The 21,978-nt window shown below is 63.7% G+C and carries 23 protein-coding genes; 10 read left to right on the top strand and 13 right to left on the bottom strand.

The window, feature by feature from the left end:
- Positions 1-2: 2 nt before the first annotated feature.
- Complete coding sequence (locus tag NCT05_RS26310; protein ID WP_250503548.1) at positions 3-1,805, bottom strand: acyl-CoA dehydrogenase; 1,803 nt, start codon at positions 1,803-1,805, stop codon at positions 3-5.
- Between the two features lie 163 nt (positions 1,806-1,968).
- Positions 1,969-2,973, bottom strand: coding sequence for an AraC family transcriptional regulator (locus tag NCT05_RS26305; protein WP_081851888.1), 1,005 nt, complete (start codon positions 2,971-2,973; stop codon positions 1,969-1,971).
- A gap of 228 nt (positions 2,974-3,201) precedes the next feature.
- On the opposite strand from NCT05_RS26305, the gene NCT05_RS26300 reads away from it, so the two are divergent.
- On the top strand, positions 3,202-3,699 hold the full coding sequence (locus NCT05_RS26300; protein WP_051079011.1) for a hypothetical protein: 498 nt from the start codon (positions 3,202-3,204) through the stop codon (positions 3,697-3,699).
- 7 nt (positions 3,700-3,706) lie between these two features.
- On the opposite strand, the gene NCT05_RS26295 is transcribed toward NCT05_RS26300, so the two are convergent.
- Complete coding sequence (locus tag NCT05_RS26295) at positions 3,707-4,594, bottom strand: LysR substrate-binding domain-containing protein (protein ID WP_175980514.1); 888 nt, start codon at positions 4,592-4,594, stop codon at positions 3,707-3,709.
- A gap of 131 nt (positions 4,595-4,725) precedes the next feature.
- On the opposite strand from NCT05_RS26295, the gene NCT05_RS26290 reads away from it, so the two are divergent.
- Entirely contained in the window at positions 4,726-5,481 is a 756-nt protein-coding gene (locus NCT05_RS26290; protein WP_033536410.1) for an SDR family NAD(P)-dependent oxidoreductase, read from the top strand.
- Between the two features lie 7 nt (positions 5,482-5,488).
- On the opposite strand, the gene NCT05_RS26285 is transcribed toward NCT05_RS26290, so the two are convergent.
- The 6 genes from NCT05_RS26285 to NCT05_RS26260 are packed head-to-tail and all read right to left on the bottom strand — an operon-like array spanning position 5,489 to position 10,922.
- Positions 5,489-6,331: a class I SAM-dependent methyltransferase gene (locus tag NCT05_RS26285; RefSeq protein ID WP_175980512.1), complete on the bottom strand. Its 843-nt coding sequence runs from the start codon at positions 6,329-6,331 to the stop codon at positions 5,489-5,491.
- Positions 6,332-6,380: 49 nt separating this feature from the next.
- Complete coding sequence (gene phaZ, locus NCT05_RS26280) at positions 6,381-7,196, bottom strand: poly(3-hydroxyalkanoate) depolymerase (protein WP_008347529.1); 816 nt, start codon at positions 7,194-7,196, stop codon at positions 6,381-6,383.
- A gap of 27 nt (positions 7,197-7,223) precedes the next feature.
- A complete protein-coding gene (locus NCT05_RS26275) occupies positions 7,224-8,903 on the bottom strand; it encodes an alpha/beta fold hydrolase (RefSeq protein ID WP_250503547.1) in 1,680 nt (559 codons plus the stop codon).
- 25 nt (positions 8,904-8,928) lie between these two features.
- Positions 8,929-9,393 carry a MaoC family dehydratase gene (locus NCT05_RS26270; protein WP_033536411.1) on the bottom strand — a complete coding sequence of 155 codons (465 nt, stop codon included), beginning with the start codon at positions 9,391-9,393 and terminating at the stop codon, positions 8,929-8,931.
- A 10-nt stretch (positions 9,394-9,403) separates the two neighbouring features.
- A complete protein-coding gene (locus NCT05_RS26265; RefSeq protein WP_008347525.1) occupies positions 9,404-9,775 on the bottom strand; it encodes a BON domain-containing protein in 372 nt (123 codons plus the stop codon).
- Between the two features lie 19 nt (positions 9,776-9,794).
- Positions 9,795-10,922 (bottom strand): porin, encoded by a 1,128-nt coding sequence (locus NCT05_RS26260; RefSeq protein WP_250437119.1) that lies wholly within the window; start codon positions 10,920-10,922, stop codon positions 9,795-9,797.
- Positions 10,923-11,179: 257 nt separating this feature from the next.
- Between NCT05_RS26260 and NCT05_RS26255 the strand changes: the two genes are divergently transcribed.
- The 4 genes from NCT05_RS26255 to NCT05_RS26240 all read left to right on the top strand — a co-directional run bounded on the left by NCT05_RS26255 (position 11,180) and on the right by NCT05_RS26240 (position 14,144).
- The gene (locus NCT05_RS26255; protein WP_008347521.1) at positions 11,180-12,235 is read left to right on the top strand and encodes a beta-keto acid cleavage family enzyme; all 1,056 of its coding nucleotides are present in this window, start codon (positions 11,180-11,182) and stop codon (positions 12,233-12,235) included.
- 71 nt (positions 12,236-12,306) lie between these two features.
- Complete coding sequence (locus NCT05_RS26250) at positions 12,307-13,653, top strand: MFS transporter (protein WP_284504382.1); 1,347 nt, start codon at positions 12,307-12,309, stop codon at positions 13,651-13,653.
- A gap of 28 nt (positions 13,654-13,681) precedes the next feature.
- A complete protein-coding gene (locus tag NCT05_RS26245) occupies positions 13,682-13,861 on the top strand; it encodes a hypothetical protein (protein WP_033536412.1) in 180 nt (59 codons plus the stop codon).
- Positions 13,862-13,868: 7 nt separating this feature from the next.
- Complete coding sequence (locus NCT05_RS26240) at positions 13,869-14,144, top strand: Rieske (2Fe-2S) protein (RefSeq protein ID WP_250503546.1); 276 nt, start codon at positions 13,869-13,871, stop codon at positions 14,142-14,144.
- An 11-nt stretch (positions 14,145-14,155) separates the two neighbouring features.
- Here NCT05_RS26240 and NCT05_RS26235 read toward each other — a convergent pair whose 3' ends face one another.
- Complete coding sequence (locus tag NCT05_RS26235) at positions 14,156-14,887, bottom strand: oxygen-binding di-iron domain-containing protein (RefSeq protein WP_250503545.1); 732 nt, start codon at positions 14,885-14,887, stop codon at positions 14,156-14,158.
- Positions 14,888-15,027: 140 nt separating this feature from the next.
- Positions 15,028-15,234, bottom strand: a complete 207-nt coding sequence (locus NCT05_RS26230) for a hypothetical protein (RefSeq protein ID WP_175980495.1) — start codon at positions 15,232-15,234, stop codon at positions 15,028-15,030.
- Positions 15,235-15,319: 85 nt separating this feature from the next.
- On the opposite strand from NCT05_RS26230, the gene NCT05_RS26225 reads away from it, so the two are divergent.
- The 3 genes from NCT05_RS26225 to NCT05_RS26215 all read left to right on the top strand — a co-directional run bounded on the left by NCT05_RS26225 (position 15,320) and on the right by NCT05_RS26215 (position 18,855).
- Positions 15,320-17,239: an FAD-binding monooxygenase gene (locus tag NCT05_RS26225; protein WP_250503544.1), complete on the top strand. Its 1,920-nt coding sequence runs from the start codon at positions 15,320-15,322 to the stop codon at positions 17,237-17,239.
- Positions 17,240-17,249: 10 nt separating this feature from the next.
- Positions 17,250-17,690 (top strand): MarR family winged helix-turn-helix transcriptional regulator, encoded by a 441-nt coding sequence (locus NCT05_RS26220; RefSeq protein WP_033536433.1) that lies wholly within the window; start codon positions 17,250-17,252, stop codon positions 17,688-17,690.
- A 157-nt stretch (positions 17,691-17,847) separates the two neighbouring features.
- The gene (locus NCT05_RS26215; RefSeq protein WP_250503543.1) at positions 17,848-18,855 is read left to right on the top strand and encodes an SGNH/GDSL hydrolase family protein; all 1,008 of its coding nucleotides are present in this window, start codon (positions 17,848-17,850) and stop codon (positions 18,853-18,855) included.
- Between the two features lie 15 nt (positions 18,856-18,870).
- Here NCT05_RS26215 and NCT05_RS26210 read toward each other — a convergent pair whose 3' ends face one another.
- The gene (locus tag NCT05_RS26210; protein ID WP_250503542.1) at positions 18,871-19,434 is read right to left on the bottom strand and encodes a sugar O-acetyltransferase; all 564 of its coding nucleotides are present in this window, start codon (positions 19,432-19,434) and stop codon (positions 18,871-18,873) included.
- A 203-nt stretch (positions 19,435-19,637) separates the two neighbouring features.
- On the opposite strand from NCT05_RS26210, the gene NCT05_RS26205 reads away from it, so the two are divergent.
- Entirely contained in the window at positions 19,638-20,774 is a 1,137-nt protein-coding gene (locus NCT05_RS26205; RefSeq protein WP_008347507.1) for a branched-chain amino acid ABC transporter substrate-binding protein, read from the top strand.
- Positions 20,775-20,806: 32 nt separating this feature from the next.
- Here the strand turns inward: NCT05_RS26205 and NCT05_RS26200 are convergent, their stop codons facing one another.
- The gene (locus NCT05_RS26200; protein ID WP_250503541.1) at positions 20,807-21,892 is read right to left on the bottom strand and encodes a tartrate dehydrogenase; all 1,086 of its coding nucleotides are present in this window, start codon (positions 21,890-21,892) and stop codon (positions 20,807-20,809) included.
- Between the last annotated feature and the right edge of the window lie 86 nt (positions 21,893-21,978).

Here is a 21,978-nt window from a genome sequence, read left to right as displayed (position 1 = left end):
CGTCAGAATTGCGCCTCGCTCAATGTGAACAGCGGATCGTCGCCGTGCGCCGAGACGATCGCGGTTTCCAGCGCGCGCGCCTGCGTCAGCACGTATTCGGAGAAGCAGTGCGCGGTCGCGATCTTCGCGCCGTGGAACGCCGGATCGTCGGCCCGTCTGGCTTGCGCGACGAGCAGCGCGCGCGCCATCTGCCAGCCCGACAACACGATGCCCGCGAGCTTCAGATACAGCACGCTGCCCGCGAACACCGCGTTCGGATCGCGCTTCGCGGATTCGAGCACGTAGGCGACGACGTTCGCGAGCGCGTCGCGGCCATCGGCGAGACGGCGATGCATCGAATCGAAAACGCGCGCGGCATCGCCGGCATCGACCGATTTCAGAGCGTCGAGCGTCTCGTCGATCTGCGCGAGCAGCACCTGCGCCGTCGCGCCGCGATCGCGCAGCGTCTTGCGGCCGACGAGATCGTTCGCCTGAATCGCCGTCGTGCCTTCGTAGATCGCGAGGATGCGCGCGTCGCGATAGAGCTGCGCCGCGCCGGTCTCCTCGATGAAACCCATGCCGCCGTGAACCTGAACGCCGAGGCTCGTCACGTCGTTTGCCATTTCGGTGCTCCAGCCTTTCACGAGCGGCACGAGGAATTCGTTGAGCGCGAGATGGCGGGCGCGCGTGTCGGCGTCGTCGTGATGATGGGCGATATCCGCGTGCGCGGCCGCGACGTAGGCGAGCGCACGCGCGCCTTCGGTCATCGCGCGCATCGTGCCGAGCATGCGCCGCACGTCGGGATGACGGATGATCGCGACGGAACCCGCGCTCGAACCATCGACGGGACGGCTCTGCACGCGTTCCTTCGCATAGTCGGCGGCCTTCTGATAAGCGGCGTCGGACAGCGCGATGCCCTGCAAGCCGACGCCGAAGCGCGCCGCGTTCATCATCACGAACATGTATTCGAGGCCGCGATTCTCTTCGCCGACGAGATAGCCGGTCGCGCCGCCGTTATCGCCGTACTGGAGCACGGCGGTCGGGCTCGCCTTGATGCCGAGCTTGTGCTCGATCGACACGCAATGCACGTCGTTGCGCGCGCCGAGGCTGCCGTCGTCGTTGACGAGGAACTTCGGCACGACGAACAGCGAGATGCCTTTCACGCCTTCGGGCGCGTCCGGCGTGCGCGCCAGCACGAGATGGACGATGTTCTCGGCCATGTCGTGCTCGCCCCAGGTGATGAAAATCTTGGTGCCGAACACCTTGTAGGTGCCGTCGCCCTGCCGTTCGGCGCGCGAACGCACGAGCGCGAGATCGGAGCCGGCTTGCGGCTCGGTCAGATTCATCGTGCCGGTCCAGACGCCTTCGATCAGCTTCGGCAGATAGCGCGCCTTCAGTTCGTCCGAGCCCGCGAGCAGCAACGCTTCGATGGCGCCATCGGTGAGCAGCGGGCACAGCGCGAAGGAAAGGTTCGACGCGTTCAGCATTTCGATGCACGGCGACGCGATCAGTTTCGCGAGCCCTTGTCCGCCGAATTCGGCCGGATGGCTGATGCCTTGCCAGCCGCCTTCCGTGTATTGACGGAAGGCATCGGCGAAACCGGGCGTCGCCGTCACTTCGCCGTCGCGCCACTCGCTCGGCTGCTGGTCGCCGCGCGCATTCAGCGGCGCGATGACTTCGGCGGCGAGTTTCGCGCCTTCCTCGAGAATGGCAAGCGCTGTGTCCGCGTTCGAATCGGCAAGTCCGGGAAGCTGGCTGATGCTTGCAATATCTGCCAGCTCTTCCATGACAAACATCATTTCCTTGACGGGCGGCGTGTAATTCATCGATGACTCCTGGGCCCACAGCCTTTCGACGAAACGCGCGCTGTGGCAAACAAACGTTGATGTGTTGCGATGCATGGTATCAACGCCGCCGAAATCCTTAGCTACCGGAATCTGCCCTTTCACTGACAAAATCTGCCAAACGCGCCGGCCGCTTTTGGGCGCGTCACTCGCCTTTTCTTTGCCGGTACGCCGCGGGCGTGCTGCCGGTCCAGTGACGGAACGCGCGATGAAACGCGGTCGGATTATCGAAGCCGACGTCGTATGCAATGGCCGCGATGGCATCGTTCGAACGGGTGAGACGCTGGATCGCGATGTCGCGGCGCACTTCGTCCTTGATCGCCTGAAAGGTCGTGCCCTCGGCTTCGAGACGTCGGCAGAGCGTGCGCATCGAATAGTGCAACTGCTGCGCGACGGCATCGACGGTCGGCGTCGACGGCAGGCCCGTCGCGATGCACTGCCGCACGCGATGACACACCATCTCTTCCGTGAACGACACGAAAATCCAGTCCTCCGGCGCGCGCTGAAGAAACGCGTCGAGATCGGACTTGCGCTGACGGATCGGGCGGTCGAGATAGCGCGCATCGAACGCGATGAGCGTGCGGTCGCGGCCGAAACGCACCGGCCCCGGAAACAGGTACAGCAGATCGCCGGACTGCGCGGGCCGCATGAATTCGAACGCCGCTTCGATGAGTGGAATCTTCGCGCGGATCAGCCACGACGCGACGCCGTGCACGAGCTTCAGCACGAGTTCCCGCGCGAGCGCGCTCGCGGGCGGTCCAGCGGGATTCGCGACGAATTCGACGGTCGCATACGGTCCCTCGCGGCGCGACACGAGCTGGAATTCATCGAGCACCAGATGGAAGAACTGCCCGAAGCGATGCAGCGCGACCTCCAGACGCGGCGCGTCGAGCAGGCTCAAACACAGGAATTTGAGCGTGCCGTTGCGCAGCGGACGCGCGAAGATTCCCGGCATCTCGTCGTCGAGTTCCATCGCAAGCAGGCGATAAAGCGTCGAAAACTGCTCCTGTGTGACGCGCGCGGCTGGCATGCCGAGCAGCTCGTGCGGAATGCCGGAATGCTCCGCGAGCCGGATGACCGCGGCGCGGTCGGCGCCCGAAAGGAAGCCGTTGACGACCGAGATGGGAACGGTTGGGGAAGGAGGCCTCATGAGGCCGATTTTGTCATAGCCGCCGGGCGGCGTAGCGCGGAACGCGTACGTTCGTGCTTCATCGCGAACGTCCGGAGCGGTGCGGACGAATCGCTGGACCTTTCAGATTGAAACTTCTATAACGGGATGTGCAAGCGCCGTCCGAAAGGCATCCGTCCGCGACGAAGCTCGCTCGAATTAGTTAGGAACTCGAACCATATGTTCTGAAGAAAATTTCGGAGGTTGATCATGACCCGTTTCCCCTGTTCAACGAAACTCCTTGCGTTGCCGGTTCTGAGCCTGATGGCAGGCGCATCCGCCGCTTGGGCGCAGACGCTTCCGAAGCAAGGCAATATCGAAGCCACGTACACCGCATCCGGCGCGGATGTGCGCAATATCAGCGTGAGCGGCGATGACGCCGTGTATCTCTTCGAATCCACGCTCCTGATGACGAACAACAAATCGCCGCTGATGCAGAACGTCACCGCGCGCTGCGTCGAAGCTGGCTTCAGCGCGGGCACGGCGACCGGATATTGCGTCTATTCGGACAAGGACGGCGACAAGTTCATCGAGTCCTACACGTATCAGGGCGGCACGCCCAAGGGCAAGGGAACGATCGGCTCGGGCACGGGAAAATACAAGGGCATCGAAGGTCAGTTCGACTGGCAGCAAGTCGTCGCCCTGCCCTCGGACAAAGGGACATATAACTACGTCGGCAAGAAGACCGGCAGCTATCGCATTCCGTGAGCGAGATTCAAAGCTGAAAGATGGACGCCACATGATCGATGAACGCGCGGACGACAGGCGGCAGCCCGCGACGGGTCGTAAAGACGAGGTGGACGATCCCGGTTTCGGTTTTCCACGACGGAAATACATGCACGAGCTCGCCGCTCGCGACCTGCTCGCGACAGACGTGATCCGGCAGCAAGGCGACGCCGAGCCCAGCCATCGTCGCATCGCGCAGTGAGACATAGTCCACGCACGTCATGCGCGGCTCGCTGCGGATCGTATGCGACGCGCCATCCGGTCCGGTGAATTGCCATTCGATCTCGCCCATCTGATCGGTGGTCGCGAGCGTCGGCAATGTCGATAACACCGCAATGTCGCCGCTCGTGCAAAGCGACGCGACGACGGGCGCGGCCACCAGAATGCGGCTCGAATGCCCCAGCGTCCGCACGATCAACGACGCGTCCGTGTCCAGCCTGACGCGCACGCGAATGGCAATGTCGATGCGTTCCTCGATCAGATCGACGGGACGATCCACGGCGATCACCTGCAAGCGCGCCTTCGGAAAGCGCGTCAGAAACGTGTTGTATGCCTTCGACAAAGTCGGCATGAGACCGAGCGGACAACTGCAGCGGATCACGCCGCGCGGTTCGCTGAGCGCTTCGGAGACGACCGAATCGGCTTGCTGCACGTCGAGCACGATCGTCCGGCAACGCTCGTAGAACGCCTGTCCGACGTCGGTCACGCGAAAGCGGCGCGTCGAACGTTCGATCAGGCGCACGCCGAGCCGCGCTTCGAGCCCGGCGATGCGTCGGCTGATCGTCGATTTAGGCGTGCGCAGGACGCGGCTCGCCGCCGCGAAGCCTCCATGCCCGACGACTTCCGCAAATAGAACGTAATCGTTGATGTCCGCCATGCCGAATGCCTCGATTGACCCATTTTTGGAACTATCAAACCCAGTTTCGCAGTCTACCGCGCCGATTGTCTCATCGGCATGATGTCTTCAACGCGACGCAACGTGCGACGCGAAACCAACGGAGAACTCAAATGACTGGCAAATTCGAAAACAAGGTCGTGGTCGTGACGGGCGGCACCAGCGGAATCGGCTATGCAACGGCGGCGCGTTTCGCGGCGGAAGGCGCGTCGGTGTTCATCACCGGCCGTCGTCAGAAGGAGCTCGACGCGGCTGTCGAGTCGATGAAGGGCCGCGTCGTCGGCATCCGCGCGGACATGTCGAACCTCGCGGATATCGACCGCGTCTACGATGCCGTTCAGCAGAAGCATTCGCACATCGACGTGCTGTTCGCCAACGCCGGCGGCGGCTCGATGCTGCCGCTCGGCGCGATCACCGAAGAGCACTACGAAGACACGTTCGGGCGCAACGTGAAGGGCACGATCTTCACCGTTCAGAAGGCGCTTCCGCTGCTGCGCGACGGCGCGTCGGTGATCCTGACCGGGTCGACGGCGGGCAGCGTGGGCACCGCCGCGTTCAGCGTCTATAGCGCGTCGAAGGCGGCCGTGCGCAACCTCGCGCGTAGCTGGACGCTGGACCTGAAGGATCGCGGAATTCGCGTGAACGTCGTCAGCCCGGGGCCGGTGAAAACGCCTGGTCTCGTCGAGCTGGCCGGCCCCGATCAGGCGCAGCAGCAAGGCCTGCTCGACTACATGGCGTCGAACGTGCCGCTCGGACGCGTCGGCGATCCGGACGAAGTCGCGAAGGTCGTGCTGTTCCTCGGATCCGATGAATCGAGCTTCGTCGCGGGCGCGGAATTCTTCGTCGACGGCGGCATCGCTCAGGTCTGAGACGTCACTAAGGCTTGACGAACCTGAGCGTCATGCGATCCGACTCGCCGATGGCGGCGTAACGCGACCGGTCGACATCGCCGCCCCGGTAAGTGGGCGGCAAGGACCACACGCCGTTCGGATAGTCCTTCGTATCCTTTGCATTCGCGTTGATCTCGCTGCGCGCAACCAGCACGAAACCCGCTGCTTGCGCGTGCTCGATCACGAATGCTTCGGTCACGTAGCCGGAATCGATCATTTGCTGCACGGTCGCTCCCGGCCGCGCGCGATGCTCCTCCACGCCGAGCACGCCGCCATGCTTGAGCGCGTCATTGAACGCGCGCAGGTTTGCATCGATCTGGCCGTCCTTGATCCAGTTATGGATGTTCCTGAACGTGAACACGCGGTCGAACCGCTCATGCGCGTTAAAGCCGATGAAGCGCCCCGCGTGCAACGTGCCGACGACGACGTTTCCATACACCGCGGGCGCAGCCGCGAGCTTGCGCCGATAAGCGGCGTCGGTATCGCTGTCCTCGGCGGCGAGGTCGGCGGATATGCTCAGATATTGCGCCTCGTAAAGCTGACCCGAATCGTGCAGATAGGGCGCGAGTATGTCCGTGTACCACCCGCCGCCCGGCGCGATTTCGAGCACCGCCTGTGTCGGAGTCAGCTCGAAGAACTGCAGCGTTTCTCTCGGATGACGATAGACGTCGCGCGCCCTCGCCTTGTCGCTGCGTTGCGATCCGTTAATCGCGGCATCGAGCGACGATTGCGCATCGCGTGAAGAAGACGCGCATCCTGTCAGCGCGAGCATGAAGCTGGCGGCGGCGATGACGATCGCGCGCCGCATGTCGAGGCGAATGAGGTTCATGAAGCACGATGCGAGTCCGAGGTATCCGACACGATACGCGTTTCTTTCGCTATTCGCTCGCCAGGAAACTGCGCACCAGCGGCCCGACTTCGCATGTTCGCGTGATGAGAAACAGATGCCCGTCCTCGATGACATGCAGCGTCGCGCGCCGGATGCGGCGTGCAAGGATTTGCGCGTTGACGAGCGGAACGATGGGATCGTCGTCGCCGTGCATGACGAGCGTCGGCTGGCGCAGGGAGCCGAGCCAGAGCAGGCTGCTCCATCCGCACGTCGCGAGCAGTTGATACATGTATCCGCGTCCGCCCGGCGCGCGAATGTGACGGCCATGTTCCGCCAGCAGCGCGGGATCGCGCCGATAAGCGCCGCCGTAAATCTCCGCGCCCACTTCCCGCAGATAGTCCGGATCGCGGTAACGCCGCGCGCCGACGAGCTTCGACAGCACCGATAGCCGCCCCGGCACCATGATGACGCCCGGCGATGTCGCGGCCAACACCAGCCTGCGGCAGCGATACGGATACATATACGCGAACTGTTGCGCCAGCGCGCCGCCCCACGACACGCCGAGAATGTCGACCGGCCCTTCGTAGCCGAGCTTCCCGAGCAGCTTGTCGGTCATCACCGCGAGCGTCGCGAAGCGATACGGCACGAGCGGCGCGGGCGATCCGCCGACGCCGGGAACATCGAAGACGACGACTTCGACATCGCCGAGCGCATCGGCGAATGGCTGAATCAGTTCGAGATTCGCGCCGATGCCGTTGAACACGACGAGCGGCGGCGAAGTCTCGTTGCCACGCCAGATGCCCACGCGAAGCGTTTGGCCATCCAGCGAAACAGTCTGTATTTCCGGTGCGCGCACGTTTTTCATCTTTGTTTTCCGTTTGGACGCTTCGCTTCAGGCCTCGCTGACATACGTTCCGGGCGCGTCGGCCAGTCGCTTGTGACGCCGGTTGCCGAGGGTTCGCGGCGCGGGACGCAGTTCGCCCGAGCGTTGCGCAAGCCAGTCGCGCCAGTCGTTCCACCACGAATCCGCTTCCGGGCGCGCGCCGGCGAACCATGCATCGGCGTCTTCGGGCAATGCGTCGTTACGGAAGAACTTCGCCTTCGGATTGCCCGGCGGATTGATGAGGCTCTGGATATGCCCGCTCGAACTCAGCACATAGCGCGTCTTGCCGCCGAACGCGCGCGCCGTGTTATAGACGCCCTTCCACGGCGTGATGTGATCGGTCATGCCGGCCATCACATACGTGTCGCACTCGACCTTCAACAGATCGACCGGCGTGCCGAGCACCGTCAGCTTGCCCGGCTCGCTGAGCAGGCTGCGCGTGAAGATGTCGAGCAACTGGCCGTGCAGCTTCGCGGGCAGGCGCGTCGTGTCGTTGTTCCAGTAGAGGATGTCGAAGGCCGGCGGCGCCTCGCCCATCAGATAGTTGTTGACCCAGAAGCTCCAGACGAGATCGTTCGGCCGCATCCATGCGAACACGCGGCCCATTTCCTCGCCGGGCAGCACGCCCTTCGCGCGGCTGTTGCGCTTGGCGACTTCGATGGCTTCGGGCGTCGTAAAGAGACCGAGTTGCGAATCGGCGCTGCTGTCGAGCACGGCGACCATCAGCGTGGCCGCGTGGACCGTCTTGTCGCCGCGCGCCGCCAGATGGCCGAGCAGCGCGGAGATCGTCATCGCGCCGGAGCACGCGCCGTGCAGGTTCACATCCGCGTGACCGGTGATGTCGCCCACCGCGTCGATCGCTTCGATGAGCGCGGCGACATACGTGTCCATGTCCCAGTCGCGCTGCGCCTCGGTCGGGTTGCGCCAGCTCACGGCGAACACCTGGAACTCGCTCTGCACCAGATATTCGACGATGCTCTTCCCCGCCGACAGATCGAAGATATAGAACTTGTTGATCTGCGGCGGCACGATGAGCTGCGGACGCGCGCGGACGTTCGGCGTCGCCGGCGCATACTGGATGAGTTCGAGCACTTCGTTGCGGAAGACGACCGCGCCCGGCGTCGTCGCGAGATTCCCGCCGACGCGAAACGCGCGCTTGTCGACCTGCGAAGGCATGCCCTTGTTGTTGAGCGTATCGGTGAGCATGTTGCGCATGCCGGCGACGACGCTCGCACCGCGCGTGTCGACGAGCTTGCGCAGCGCCGCCGGATTGCCCGCGAGCGTGTTGGTCGGCGCGAGCGCATCGGTCAGGAGCGACATCACGAACTGCGCGCGCTCCTTGCTGGCATCGTCGAGCGCGGACCGATCGATGAATCCGGCGAGCGCATCGCGCCATGCCAGATACCCCGTCAGCGTCGTGCGATACAGCGGCTGTTCGCGCCATGCCGGATCGGCGAATCGCTTGTCGCCTTGCTGCGGCGAAGGCGCGTGAGCGCCGTTGACCGCCGAACTCAGATCGCGGACGAGCGCCGCGGTCTGTCCCATCAGCAACGCGGGATGCAGCATCGCCTGAGCGCCGATCTGTCCCGCAGCCGCAAACATGTCGACCGCGCGCAATCCGACGAACGGGTTGGGTCCGAGCATGCCGTCGGCGGCGCTGGCCGTGAGGCCTTCGTTCTCGTTGATCATTTGAAATTCCTTCCACGCGCCGCCGTTACGCGACGAGCATTGCGAGCGTTTGTGCGATCAGCGCCGGCTTCGTCTCGCCTTCGATCTGCAATTCACTGTCCGTCTTCACGAGGATGCGTCCGCCGTCCTTGCGCTCGACCGCACTGAGCACGACGCGGCATCGCACGCGCTTGCCCGATCGCACCGGCGTCATGAAGCGCACCTTGTCGAGTCCGTAATTCAGCGCGGCGGATGCATCGGGCGGAATGAGGCCGACTTCGATCGCGAGCGTCGCCAGGAGCGACAACGTCAGATAGCCGTGCGCGATCGTTCCGCCGAACGGGCTCTCGCGTTTCGCGCGTTCCTCGTTGACGTGAATCCACTGCATGTCGCCCGTGCATTGCGCGAATGCCTCGATGCGCGCCTGATCGACGATGACCCAGTCCGACACGCCCAATTCCTGGCCGACGAATTCATCGATCGTCGCCATGCTGTATTCCATCGTTCTCATGCAATCTCCGTTATTGCGCGAAATTGCGCCGGACGGTCAGCTTGTTCGTGACAGACGTCACGCCCGGGACGCCTTTCGCCAGCGTTGCAGCCTTCTCGATCTGCGCCGCGTCGGCCGCGGTGCCCGTCAGCGTCACCGCGCCGTCTTTCGCGCTCACGCCGATATCGCCCGCATCGATGCTCTTGTCCTTCGCGAACGCCGCGTACACGAGCTTGCGCAGCGCGCGATTCTCCTTGCGCGTGGCGACAGGTGCGCTCGCGGCCGAGGCCATCGAAGGCGCGCTCGCCGCCGCGATCGACTGGCTCGATTCGAGGCCGGCGCTCATCGACGCCATCACGATCGCTGCGCCGCCCACCGCATTGCGTGACATGATTTTCTTCATGGTTGCTCCGTTTATCGTCTTAGAAGTTGTGCCGCAGGCCGATCATCGCCGCGGTGGTCGACTCGCCCGGAGCCACGGGTTGCCCGTAGACGATCGTCTGGTTCATCGTGCCGTGATTGTCGACATAGCCGACTTGCGCATAAGCGAGCGTGCGCTTCGACAGGCTGTACTCCGCGCCGAGCGCGAATTCGCTCGAATGATTCGTCGAGTTGTTGTTGTCCTTCAGGTAATAGAAGCCCGAAGTCATCTTCAACACCGGCGAGAAGCGATAGCCGAGGCCCGCCGAATAGAGGTCGTAGTCCGCGCGGCCCGCGTTCGCCGGATTCTTGCCGTGGCTGTACGAGCCGGACACCGAAATGTCGCTGAACGTGTACATCGCGCCGAAGTAGACGAGCCGGTTGTTGTTGAGGCCGGTCGCCGCGACGCCGGGCAGCGGGTTCGCATCGTGTCCGTTGTAGTAGACCGCCGCGAGGTTCAGGCCGAAGTTCGAATACTTGACCACGGCGGACTCGCGCGTGCCGCCCTGGAATTCGCCCGGTACGCCGCCCGGCGCGTATTCGAGCGCGAGCGACGCGCCATAGAATTTCGGCGATTCGTAGACGAGCGCGTTGCTGTCGTACAGCGCGCCGATCGGACCGTTCGTGCTGGTGCCCGGCCAGCCGGCGGCCTGATTCATGCCGAGCCACGCGGTGAGAATGCTGCCGAAGTACTGCGCGCCGCGCACGTCGGTATCGAACATTGCGTAGACCATCGGCACGATCTGGCGGCCCGCGTTGAACGTGCCGAACGGGCCGGAAATGCCGAGCGTCGCGAACTGGTTGAACTGCGCGGGCACGCCGGGTGTATCGGACAGACCGAAGCGGCCGCTGCCCGAATCGAAGGTGCCCTGCAGCCTGAAGTTGACGCGATATCCGCCGCCGAGATCTTCGTAGCCTTTAAGGCCCCAGTAGCTGGCGTAGATGCCGCCGTCCTTGTAGCGATACACCTTGCCCAGATTGGGCGCGTTCGGCGCGAACGACGCGGCCGACGTGCTCTGATAAAGCAAGCCTGCATCGACGACGCCGTAAAGCGTCACCGAACCTTGTGCCGCCGCAGCGCCTGAGCACGCGAGCAACGCGGCGAAGCATGGAATTCTTCCGAGTTTCATAAGGTCTCCGTATCTTGTTGCTTCCGGACGTCGTGATCGAAAAGGCAGCCGCGTAATCGGCCGCTTCACGGCGCGTGAAGTCATGTTGCAAGAATACGGAAAGCGCGCGGTCAAAACCCCTCTCGCGGCGGGAGGGGCAACGGCTGCAGATCGCGCCCTCAATATCGCGCCCTCCCCTCCCGACGCGAGAGGGTTGCACGAGACATCTCTCCACTACGATGGGTTCAGGTCAACGAATCCAATTCACAGGAGCGAACATGCAATTCCTCGACGATTCCCTGCACCCCGAAAACCAGGACAAGGTCGTAATCACCGTTGCGCCTTACGGTCCCGAGTGGATGCCGGAAGATTTCCCTGAAGATATCCCCGTGACGATGGAAGAGCAGGTGCAGAAAGCCGTCGACTGCTACAACGCGGGCGCGACCGTTCTCCATCTGCATGTGCGGGAACTCGATGGCAAGGGCAGCAAGCGCCTCTCGAAGTTCAACGAGCTGATCGCCGGCGTGCGCGCGGCGGTGCCGGACATGATCATCCAGGTCGGCGGTTCGATCTCTTTCGCGCCGGAAGACGACGGTCAGGCGGCCAAGTGGCTTTCCGACGATACGCGTCACATGCTCGCCGAACTCGATCCGAAGCCCGATCAGGTGACCGTCGCGATCAACACGACGCAGATGAACATCATGGAGCTGCTGTATCCGGAGTATCTGGCGGGCACTTCGCTCTCCAACCCGGCGTTCATGGCCGCCTACGCGGAAATGACGGTTCCCGCCGGCCCCGCATGGGTCGAGGAGCATCTGCGCCGTCTGCAGGCGTCCGGCATCCAGCCGCATTTCCAGTTGACCGGCATCCACGCGCTGGAGACGCTCGAACGCCTCGTGCGCAAGGGCGTGTACAAGGGGCCGCTGAATCTGACGTGGATCGGCATCGGCGGCGGCTTCGACGGTCCGAATCCGTTCAACTTCTTCAACTTCGTGCATCGCGCGCCGGACGGCTGCACGCTCACGGCGGAGTCGCTGCTGAAGAACGTGCTGCCGTTCAACATGATGGCGATGTCGATGGGCCTGCATCCGCGCTGCGGCATCGAGGATACGATCATCGATCAGCACGGCAACCGTTTCACGTCGGTGCAGCAGATCGAGCAGTGCGTGCGCGTGGCGCGCGAACTGGGACGCGAGATCGCGAGCGGCAAGGAAGCGCGCGAGATCTATCGCATCGGCGTGCAATACGAAACCATCGACGAAACGCTCGCCGCCAACGGCATGGCGCCGAACCGCAAGGCCGGCCAGGTCAATCTGCCGCTGCGCGCGGCCTGACATCAACACTCCACGGCGATGGCGGGATGCTCACGCGTCCTGCCGGAAGCCGGACATCGGAGGAGACAATCTTGGATATTCATTGCATCGAGCCGGCGAAGTGTGACCACAACACCGCCACGGCCAAATCACGCAAATACGCGTGGATCGTTTTCGCGCTGACCTTCGGTCTGCTTTTATCGGACTACATGTCCCGGCAAGTGCTGAACGCGGTGTTTCCGCTACTCAAGCAGGCATGGGGCCTTTCCGACACGCAGTTGGGCTCGTTGAGCGGCGTCGTCGCGCTGATGGTCGGCCTACTCACCTTTCCGCTTTCCGTGCTCGCCGACCGCTGGGGCCGCGTGCGCAGCCTCGTTCTGATGGCGACGCTCTGGAGTCTCGCGACGCTCGGCTGTGCGATCGCGACCAACTACGGCGAAATGCTCGTGGCGCGCGCCTGCGTCGGTCTCGGCGAGGCGGCTTACGGCAGCGTCGGCATCGCGCTGATTCTCAGCATTTTCCCCGCGCACTTGCGCTCCACGCTCACCGGCGCGTTCATGGCCGGCGGTGCGTTCGGCTCGGTGCTCGGCATGGCGCTCGGCGGCTTCGTCGCCATGCACTTCGGATGGCGTGCCTCGTTCGCGGCGATGGCGATCTTCGGCATCGTGCTCGTGATCGTCTATCGTCTGACGGTTTCCGACAAGCGCATCGCCGCGCGATATGGCGACGCGCAACCCGCCACGCGACAGGCGGACGGCATCCGCACGAGTCTGCGCGCGCTGCTGGCCGGACTCTTCTCGACGGTTTCCGTCGTCTGCGCGTACGTCGGCAGCGGCTTGCAGCTTTTCATCATGGGCGCGGTGATCGCGTGGATGCCGAGCTTCCTCAACCGCTACTACGCGATGCCCGCCGACAAGGCCGCGGCAGGCGCCGCCGTCTTCGTGCTGCTCGGCGGAATCGGCATGGTCGCGTGCGGTGTCGTCACGGACAAGATTTGCCGCAACGCGCCGTCGCGCAAGTGGATCACGGCGCTGGCCTATTGCCTGATCTCGATCGTGCTGCTGTCCATCGGCTTCCGCGTTGCGCCAGGCGCATTGCAGCTCGTGCTGCTCGGCGCGGGCATTCTGGTCGTCGCGGGTACGTCGGGGCCGGCGGGCGCGATGGTGGCCAACCTCACGCCATCGACGATCCACGCCTCCGCATTCGCGACGCTCACGCTCGCCAACAACCTGCTCGGCCTCGCGCCCGGCCCGCTCGTGACGGGCGCCATCGCCGACCGCATCGGTCTGTTGGGCGCGTTACAGGTGATTCCGCTCGTCGGCGTGGCGGCAATGGTCGCATTCGCGCTCGGCAGAGCGAGATATGCACGCGATCTCGACAAGATCGACGCGCTGCGCGGACGTGCATCAGAGCAGCAAGCAACCGAAATCAGCCGATAAATTCACGCCACTTCAAGGAGAAACCGCAATGACCGATCGCCTGCACACGGCTTCGTCGACCGAAACCGCCGACACCGTCGAACAATCGAAGCCGGAGGTCCCGTCGACCTCGACGTCCACGCGGACATGGGCGTGGGGAGCGTCATACGGCCCCTACGACTGGATGGACGCGCACACGCCGTGCGATGACCTGAGTCCGTGGCATTGAATCCGCGATGACACGCAAACTATCGATCGCGCCGGAGAACATGCCGCAGACCGGCGCGCGCACGCTCACGTTCGTCGATGGACGCAGCGTCGTGCTCTTCAATATCGAAGGCGTCGTTCACGCGATCGACAATTCATGTCCGCACAACGGCGCTTCGCTCGCGAACGGCCGGCTCGACGGACATATCCTTCAATGCCCCGCGCACGGCCTGCGTTTCGATGTCGTGACGGGCTGTGTCGTCGGGGCGAAAGGAATGTGTCTGACGAAACTCGATATCGAATGACGTCGGACGTTTCATTGCTTTACGCTCTGCGCCAATGCGCGCAGCAACGCAGCGCCGTCACCGCTCCACGCGCTGCCGTGCATGCAGGCGAGCGTGGTCGGAGCGAGTTGCGCGAGGCGCTCGAACATCGCGTCGGCGTTACGCGTGTGAGAGAAGTAATCCATGCTGTGCCGGAACGCTTCGCTCGGGCCCAGAATATCCCCGGTGGTCAACGCGGGCAGCGTCGCGCCGCCTTGCGTGAACAGATCGCCGCATAACAGCGTGCGCGTGCTGTCTTCCATCATGAAGCCGCACTCCCAGGCGTGCGGCAGATGCGGCGTGTCGATCCATCGCACGCGATGACGTCCGAGCGAGATCGATTCTCCGTCGGCGAGCGCGACGGGCGCGCGATCGGCGAGATCGGTGATCGACACCATCGCCGCGACCGTGCCGCACAGCGGCGTGGCATCGGGCGACGCCGCAAGCCACTCGTTGAGCGAACCGCACTCGTCCGCTTCGACGTGCGAGAACGCGATGTGCCGCAAGCGCGCCGGATCGATCACGCTCGCGAGCGCTTCCCGCACGAGCGGGAACATCTTGCGCGGACCGGTATGAAAGAGCAGCGGATCGTCATCGACGATCAGATACTGGTTGAAGGAAAAACCGCCCGCACCGCCGGGCAGCGTCACGGGCGTGTTGATGCGATACACGCCAGCGGCGATTTCCTCGACGTTCGTGCCGGACTGCGAGTTCGTGATGACCATGGATGCCTCCTTGGTTGATCGTTTCCCGCCGCACGCGATTCCTGCGAACCGGTCGCGTTTTCGGATGACGGCGTCATCTCATACTTCGCCCGCGGACGCAGCAGGAAAGTCTGCGTGCGCTGCTCCATGACATGCGCGGCTCAGCCGCCCGTGCGGCTGACGATCCAGATCGCCGTCGCCGATCCGAGCGAATCAGATGTACGAGCCGATCGCCCGCCGCCACGCAACTGAATATATCCGCATTCGTCGATGCCGCCACGCGCGCAGAACGCACGCTGCGGCCCGAGCCAGCCGACGCAACCCGCCATGCTTTGCTGCACGAGACGCGCCGATCTAGGGGTAAACATCCAGTTCGTCGGAATCGCTTTGATATAGTTGGTGTACGGAGTATATTTCAGGCCATCGAGACATCCAGTCAAAGAGGGAGACACCATGCAATTTCATCTCGACGGTTTCCGCGTCGGCGATCCGACGATCGAACCTGCCGCCAGCGACGCGCCTCGCGTCGACATGCCCGAAACGGTCGATGTCCTGATCGTCGGCAGCGGGCCTGCGGGACTCGTGCTGGCCGCGCAACTCTCGCAGTTTCCGACGATCGATACGCGCATCGTCGAGCGCCGTTCCGGACCGCTCTTGATGGGCCAGGCGGACGGCGTCGCGTGCCGCACCGTCGAGATGTTCAATGCGTTCGGCCTGAGCGATCGCCTGCAGCGCGAGGCGTACTGGGTCAACGAAACGGCTTTCTGGCGGCCCGATGCCGAAGATCGCGGCGCGATCAGGCGTACCGGCCGCGTTCAGGATACCGAAACAGGTTTGTCGGAGTTTCCGCACGTCATCGTCAATCAGGCGCGCGTGCAGGACTATCTGCTGGGTGTGATGCGGCGTTCCGCCTTGCGTCTCGAACCGGACTACGATCTCGAAGTCGTCGATGTCGAGCGCGACGACGACGGCGACGGCGACGGCGATCATCCGGTGAAAGTCACGCTGCGGCGCACCGATGCGGCGCGGCTCGACGAGACCGTCACCGTGCGCGCGCGTTATGTCGTGGGTTGCGATGGCGCGCGCAGCCGCGTGCGGACGGCCATCGGGCAAACGCTGCGTGGCGATGCGGCCAATCACGCGTGGGGCGTGATGGATGCGCTCGCTGTCACGGACTTCCCCGACATTCGTCTGAAGGTCGCGATTCAATCCGCGAGCGAAGGCAATCTGCTCATCATTCCGCGCGAAGGCGGGTATCTGGTGCGCTTTTACGTCGATCTGGGCGAGGTCACGGCGGACAATCGCGACACCATCAAGCAGATCAAGGTCGATCGCATCATTCAGACCGCGCAACGTATCCTTCATCCCTATTCGCTCGACGTGAAGGAAGTCGCGTGGTTCTCCGTGTACGAGGTCGGGCAGCGTCTGACGGACCGTTTCGACGATGCCATCGCCGCCGATGGCACGAGTCGCGAGCCGCGCGTGTTCATCGCGGGCGATGCCTGCCACACGCATAGCGCGAAGGCCGGCCAGGGCATGAACGTCTCGATGCAGGACGGCTTCAATCTCGGCTGGAAACTCGGCGCGGTGCTGCGCGGACTCGGCGACGCCGACCTGCTGCGCACCTATTCCGACGAACGTCAGCCGATCGCGCAGGAGCTCATCGATTTCGACAAGGAATGGTCGGCCATGATGGCCGCACCGCCCAAAGACCCGAACCGGCCCGAAGCGGGCGGCGTCGATCCCGCCGAGCTTCAGGCGTACTTCGTGCGCGCGGGCCGCTACACAGCGGGCGTCGCGACGCGCTACCGTCCGGCCATGCTGACGGGCGAGCCGACGCATCAGGCGCTCGCGAGCGGCTTCGCGATCGGCACGCGCTTTCACTCGTCGCCCGTGATTCGTCTGGCCGATGCCAAGCCGATGCATCTCGGACACGTCGCGCGCGCCGATGGCCGCTGGCGTCTGTATGCGTTTTCTGATGCGAACGGCCGCGCGCTGCATGCGCTGTGCGAACATCTTTGCGCTTCGCCCGATTCCGTTCTGCGGCGCGTGACGCCGGAAGGCGCCGATCCGGACAGCGTTCTCGATCTGCGCGCGGTGTTGCAGCGGGATCATCGGGACGTCGCGTTGAATGAACTGCCGGGCATTCTCCTGCCGCGCAAGGGGCGCTATGGTCTGGTCGACTACGAGAAAGCATTTACCAACGATGCGGCGACTGATATTTTCCACGAGCGCGGCATCGATCGCGAACGGGGCGCGATCGTCGTGGTCCGTCCGGATCAATACGTCGCGCATGTCCTGCCCCTGGACGCGTACGCGGAACTGAACGCCTTTTTCGATCCGATCTTTCCGCGTGCTTCAACCCGCTCATGAACTGATCAAATTGCCGAATAAAGAAGATGACCGCGCGCTGTCGCGATACACGGGCAGCCTCGTGCGTCGCGCGCAGCAGCGCCATGTCGCGGTTTGGCTCGCCGAGGTTTCCGCCGAGATTACGAGCGTGCAGTACGCGGCGCTCGAGGTCCTGCACGAAACGCCAGGCGTCAATCAGCGCCAGCTCGGCGATGAACTCGATGTGGACCGTTCGACGATCGCCGATCTCGTCGCGCGCATGGTTCGCAACGGTCTCATCGAACGCTCGGACGATCCCGTCGACAAGCGCAGTTACGTGCTCTTCCTGACGCCGGCCGGAAAGAAGCAACTGGCGGCGCTGCGTCCGCGCGTCGAGGAAGTCGAGCGCATTCTCACCGCGCGGCTGACGAAAAAGGAATGTCTGGAGTTACGGCGGCTGCTTGCGGCGTTGCTGCCCGATCGCGAAGTTTGAGTAAGCAGTTAGTCGCAACGCGACATGCGGATACGCGCGCCGGACAGGTTCCAGGCCGACAACGTCTTGGCGATTTCCGTCCGGCCGCCATGTCCCCGGTTTCATGACAGTACCCTCGCAGGCAATGACAACGACGTCCAGTCGACTTGGGGGAGACATGAACCGGATTCAGGCACGCTTGGCGGCATTGGCCGCCACTTCGTTGCTGGCGGCTTGCGGCGGCGGCGGCGACAGTTCTTCGGGCGTTCAAAGCACGTCCACCGCGACCGCGCCTACGCCGGCTTCAGAGCCTGCTCCCGCTGCCACGCCCGCGGGTTCGTCGCCGAATATCGTTGCCATCGGCGATAGCCTGACGCAGGGAGTCGGATCGGATATCGGCGGATACCCGGCAATTTTGTCCGGCATACTAAATAATCGGACCTTTGCGAATCTCGGCATCGGCGGGCAGACATCGACGCAGATCGCGGCGCGCGTCGGAGCATTGCCATCGACGGTCACGGTCGATGGCGACGCCGTGCCGGCGAGCAACACGGCGGTCCATCTTTCGAGCGTGTCGATCGACATGCTGTCGACACCCGCCGATGACGTCGCTCGGAGCAAGCCGGGCACGCTCTGCTCGGTGCATGGCGCGCTCCAGCGCACAGCGGACGGCGGGCCGCCATCGACGACCGAAACCTATACGTTCGTGCGGGACAGCGCCGGATCGGCAGTGCCTTGCGCCGCCGGATCGGCATTTCTCGGCGATTCGGAAGGCTATGACACATGGACCGCGATCATCTGGGTCGGCCGCAACAATGGCTATGACGCACAGACCGTCCTCGCGGACGTGAAGTCCATCGTACAGTGGCTCAAGCCCGCGGGCGCGCACTTCGCGGTGCTTTCGATCATCAAGGGCGATTTCACCGGCGAGTATGCGGGCGGAGAAGTCGCGAAATATCTCGACGATCTCAACGCGTCCCTGAAGGCGGCGTATCCCGACAATTTCATCGACGTCGAGACTGCGCTCGTCAATGCCTACAATCCGAGCCTTCCTCAGGACGTCATCGATCACAGCCACGACATTCCGCCGTCTTCACTGCGCTCCGACGCGATCCATCTCAACGACGCCGGCTATACCATCGTCGCCGGACAGGTGAAGGCGCTGCTCGCATCGAAGAACTGGTAACGGCGATCGGGACTTCTAGTCGCGGACAGCAGGACGAACACGCGCCGGATTCCCGACCGCCGTGGCGCCGGCGGGCACATCGCGCGTCACGATGCTGCCTGCGCCGATCAGAGCGTCATCGCCGATCGTCACGCCCGGCAGGATGATCGCGCCCGCGCCGATCCACACATTGCGGCCGATCCGCACGGGACGCCCCAGTTCGAGGCCCGTTGCGCGCACGGCAGGATCGCGCGGATGATCGGCGGTCAGAATCTGCACGCCCGTCGCGATCTGCGTCATGTCGCCGATCTCCACGGCGACGACATCGAGAATCGTGCAGTTGTAGTTCAAGAACACGCCCGCGCCGAGCGTGATGTTGTAGCCGTAGTCGCAATGAAACGGCGGCCGGACCATCGAGTCCGGACCGATGGCGGCGAACCGTTCGCCGAGCAACCCGTACCGCTGTGCGAGCGGCATGTCCATCGCGCCATTGAAGCGCGCCATCCATGCGCGCGCCGCTGCCTGATCGGCCTGAATTTCTGCGTTGTTGGCCGTGTACAGCTCGCCAGCCAGCATCTTTTCTTTCTCTGTCCGATTCATCTGCAAATCCTCGACTCATGATGGGCGCGCCGCAGAACAATCGTTCGCTCGCGGAGAAATCAGTATTTTCCCCCGAATACGAACCGCCGGAATTCGACAGAAAATAAGTCCCGAAACGATACGACAAGCCGAATGACGGCCTTCGCCCGCGTTAAGCGAACGCCTGAACCGCGTATGACCTTCACTTGATGGAGTGCCCTGTCATGAAAACGTTCGTTTCCCTCTTCGCGGCGTCCGCGCTCTGCCTGGCTCCGCTCATTGCAAGCGCGCAGCAGACCGTCAAGATCGGCCTGTCCGCGCCGCTCACCGGCATCAGCGCCGCGAACGGCAAGGATCTGGAAAACGGCGTGCGGCTCGCGATCGAAGAAGCCAACGCCCAGCACATCAGCATCGACGGACAGCCGGTCCAGTTCGAGCTCGCATCCGTCGACGATCAGGGCGATCCGCGCATCGGCGTTCAGGTGGCGCAGAAACTCGTCGACGATGGCGTCGTTGCGGTCGTCGGCTATTACAACTCCGGCGTCGCGCTGCCTTCCGCGCCCATCTTCGGGAAGGCCGGCATTCCGCTGCTCGATCCCGCGGCGACGAATCCCGCGATTACGCGTCAGGGCTTGAACAACGTGTTCCGCATCATCGCCACCGACACGCAGAATTCCGGCAACGCCGGCACGTATGCCGTGAAGGTCACGAAGGCGAAGCGGATCGCGGTCATGGACGACCGGACCGCCTTCGGGCAAGGCGCGGTCGAAGAGTTCAGGAAGGCGGTGCAGGCGGCGGGCGGCCAGGTCGTGTCGGAGGAATACACCAACGACAAGGCCGTCGAATTCAATGCGCAACTGACGAACATCAAGGCCGCCAACGCCGATCTTCTGTACTTCGGCGGACTCGATGGTCAGGCCGGGCTGATCGTCAAGCGCATGAAGCAGCTCGGCATCCGCGCGCAGTTCGTCGGCAGCGGCGGGATTGCCGACAGCGTGTTCATCAGTTCAGCGGGAAACGCGGCTGAAGGCGCGATGGCCTGGGAATACGGCCGGCCCGTCGATTCATTGCCCGAAGGCCGCGCGTTCGCCGCGAAATTCAAGAAGCGCTTCGGCGCGGAGACGCTGACCTACGCGCCGTTCGCGTATGACTGCGCGTGGCTCGCCATCACCGCGATGAAGAAAGCAAATTCCGTGAAGCCCGCCGCGATCATCGAGACGCTGCGCACGATCCAGTACAACGGCATCACCGGAAATATCTCGTTCGACAAGTTCGGCGATCTGAACAACCCGACATCGACGCTGTATCAGGTCAAGTCGATGAAATGGCAGCCCGTGACGACCATCGGCGCGGAGAAATAGACGCGCTCGCGGGACGTCATCGGGCAACCGATTCAGGCCGCGTTAGCCGCCTGCTTGTCGACCAGCGCGCAGACGGCGGCCGTGACTTGCGCCGTCGTCGCGGTGCCGCCGAGATCGCCGGTGTGCAGCGACTTGTCGGATGTCACGGCTTCGATCGCCTGCATGACGCGTTTGGCCGCGTCGAACTCGCCGAGATGTTCGAGCAGCATCACGACCGACCAGAACGTGCCGACGGGATTCGCCAGGCCCTTGCCCATGATGTCGAACGCGGAGCCGTGAATCGGTTCGAACATCGACGGATAGCGGCGCTCCGGATCGATGTTGCCCGTCGGCGCGATGCCGAGACTGCCCGCGAGCGCGGCGGCGAGATCGCTGAGAATGTCGGCGTGAAGATTGGTGGCGACGATCGTATCGAGCGTCTGCGGACGATTGACCATGCGCGCGGTGGCGGCGTCGACGAGTTCCTTGTCCCATTTGACATCGGGGAATTCGGCGGCGACCTCGTTCGCGATCTCGTCCCACATGACCATTGCGTGACGTTGCGCGTTGCTCTTCGTGATGACGGTCAGCAGCTTGCGCGGACGCGACTGCGCGAGGCGGAACGCGAACCGCAGAATGCGCTCGACGCCCGCGCGCGTCATGATCGACACATCGGTCGCGGCTTCGATCGGATGACCTTGATGCACGCGCCCGCCCACGCCGGAATATTCGCCTTCCGAGTTTTCGCGCACGATCACCCAGTTCAGGTCTTCGGGCTTGCAGCGCTTCAGCGGCGCGTCGATGCCCGGCAGGATGCGCGTCGGACGCACGTTCGCGTACTGGTCGAATCCCTGGCAAATCTTGAGACGCAGGCCCCACAGCGTGATGTGATCGGGCACGTCCGGATCGCCCGCCGAGCCGAAGAGAATGGCGTCCTTGTCCCGGATCGCATCGAGTCCGTTCGCGGGCATCATCACGCCATGCTGACGGTAATAGTCCGCGCCCCAGTCGAAATTCTCGAATTCGAAAGCGAATGCCTGCGTGGACTTGGCGAGCGCTTCGAGCACTTGCTGGCCCGCCGGAACCACTTCCTTGCCGATGCCGTCGCCGGGAATCGTTGCAATGCGATAGCTCTTCATGTCTCCGTCCTTCGATGTTGTCGGGTATGGGCGAACTTTAACCGCATTCCGGCTCCAAAACCGGTGCTAGACTCAAAGCATCTTTA

The sequence above is a fragment of the Caballeronia sp. AZ7_KS35 genome (assembly GCF_023631045.1).
In the GTDB taxonomy this organism is placed as follows: Bacteria; Pseudomonadota; Gammaproteobacteria; order Burkholderiales; family Burkholderiaceae; genus Caballeronia; species Caballeronia zhejiangensis.
The sequence above is the reverse complement of the archived record's forward strand: the minus strand, read 5'-3'. Positions and strand labels throughout refer to the sequence as shown.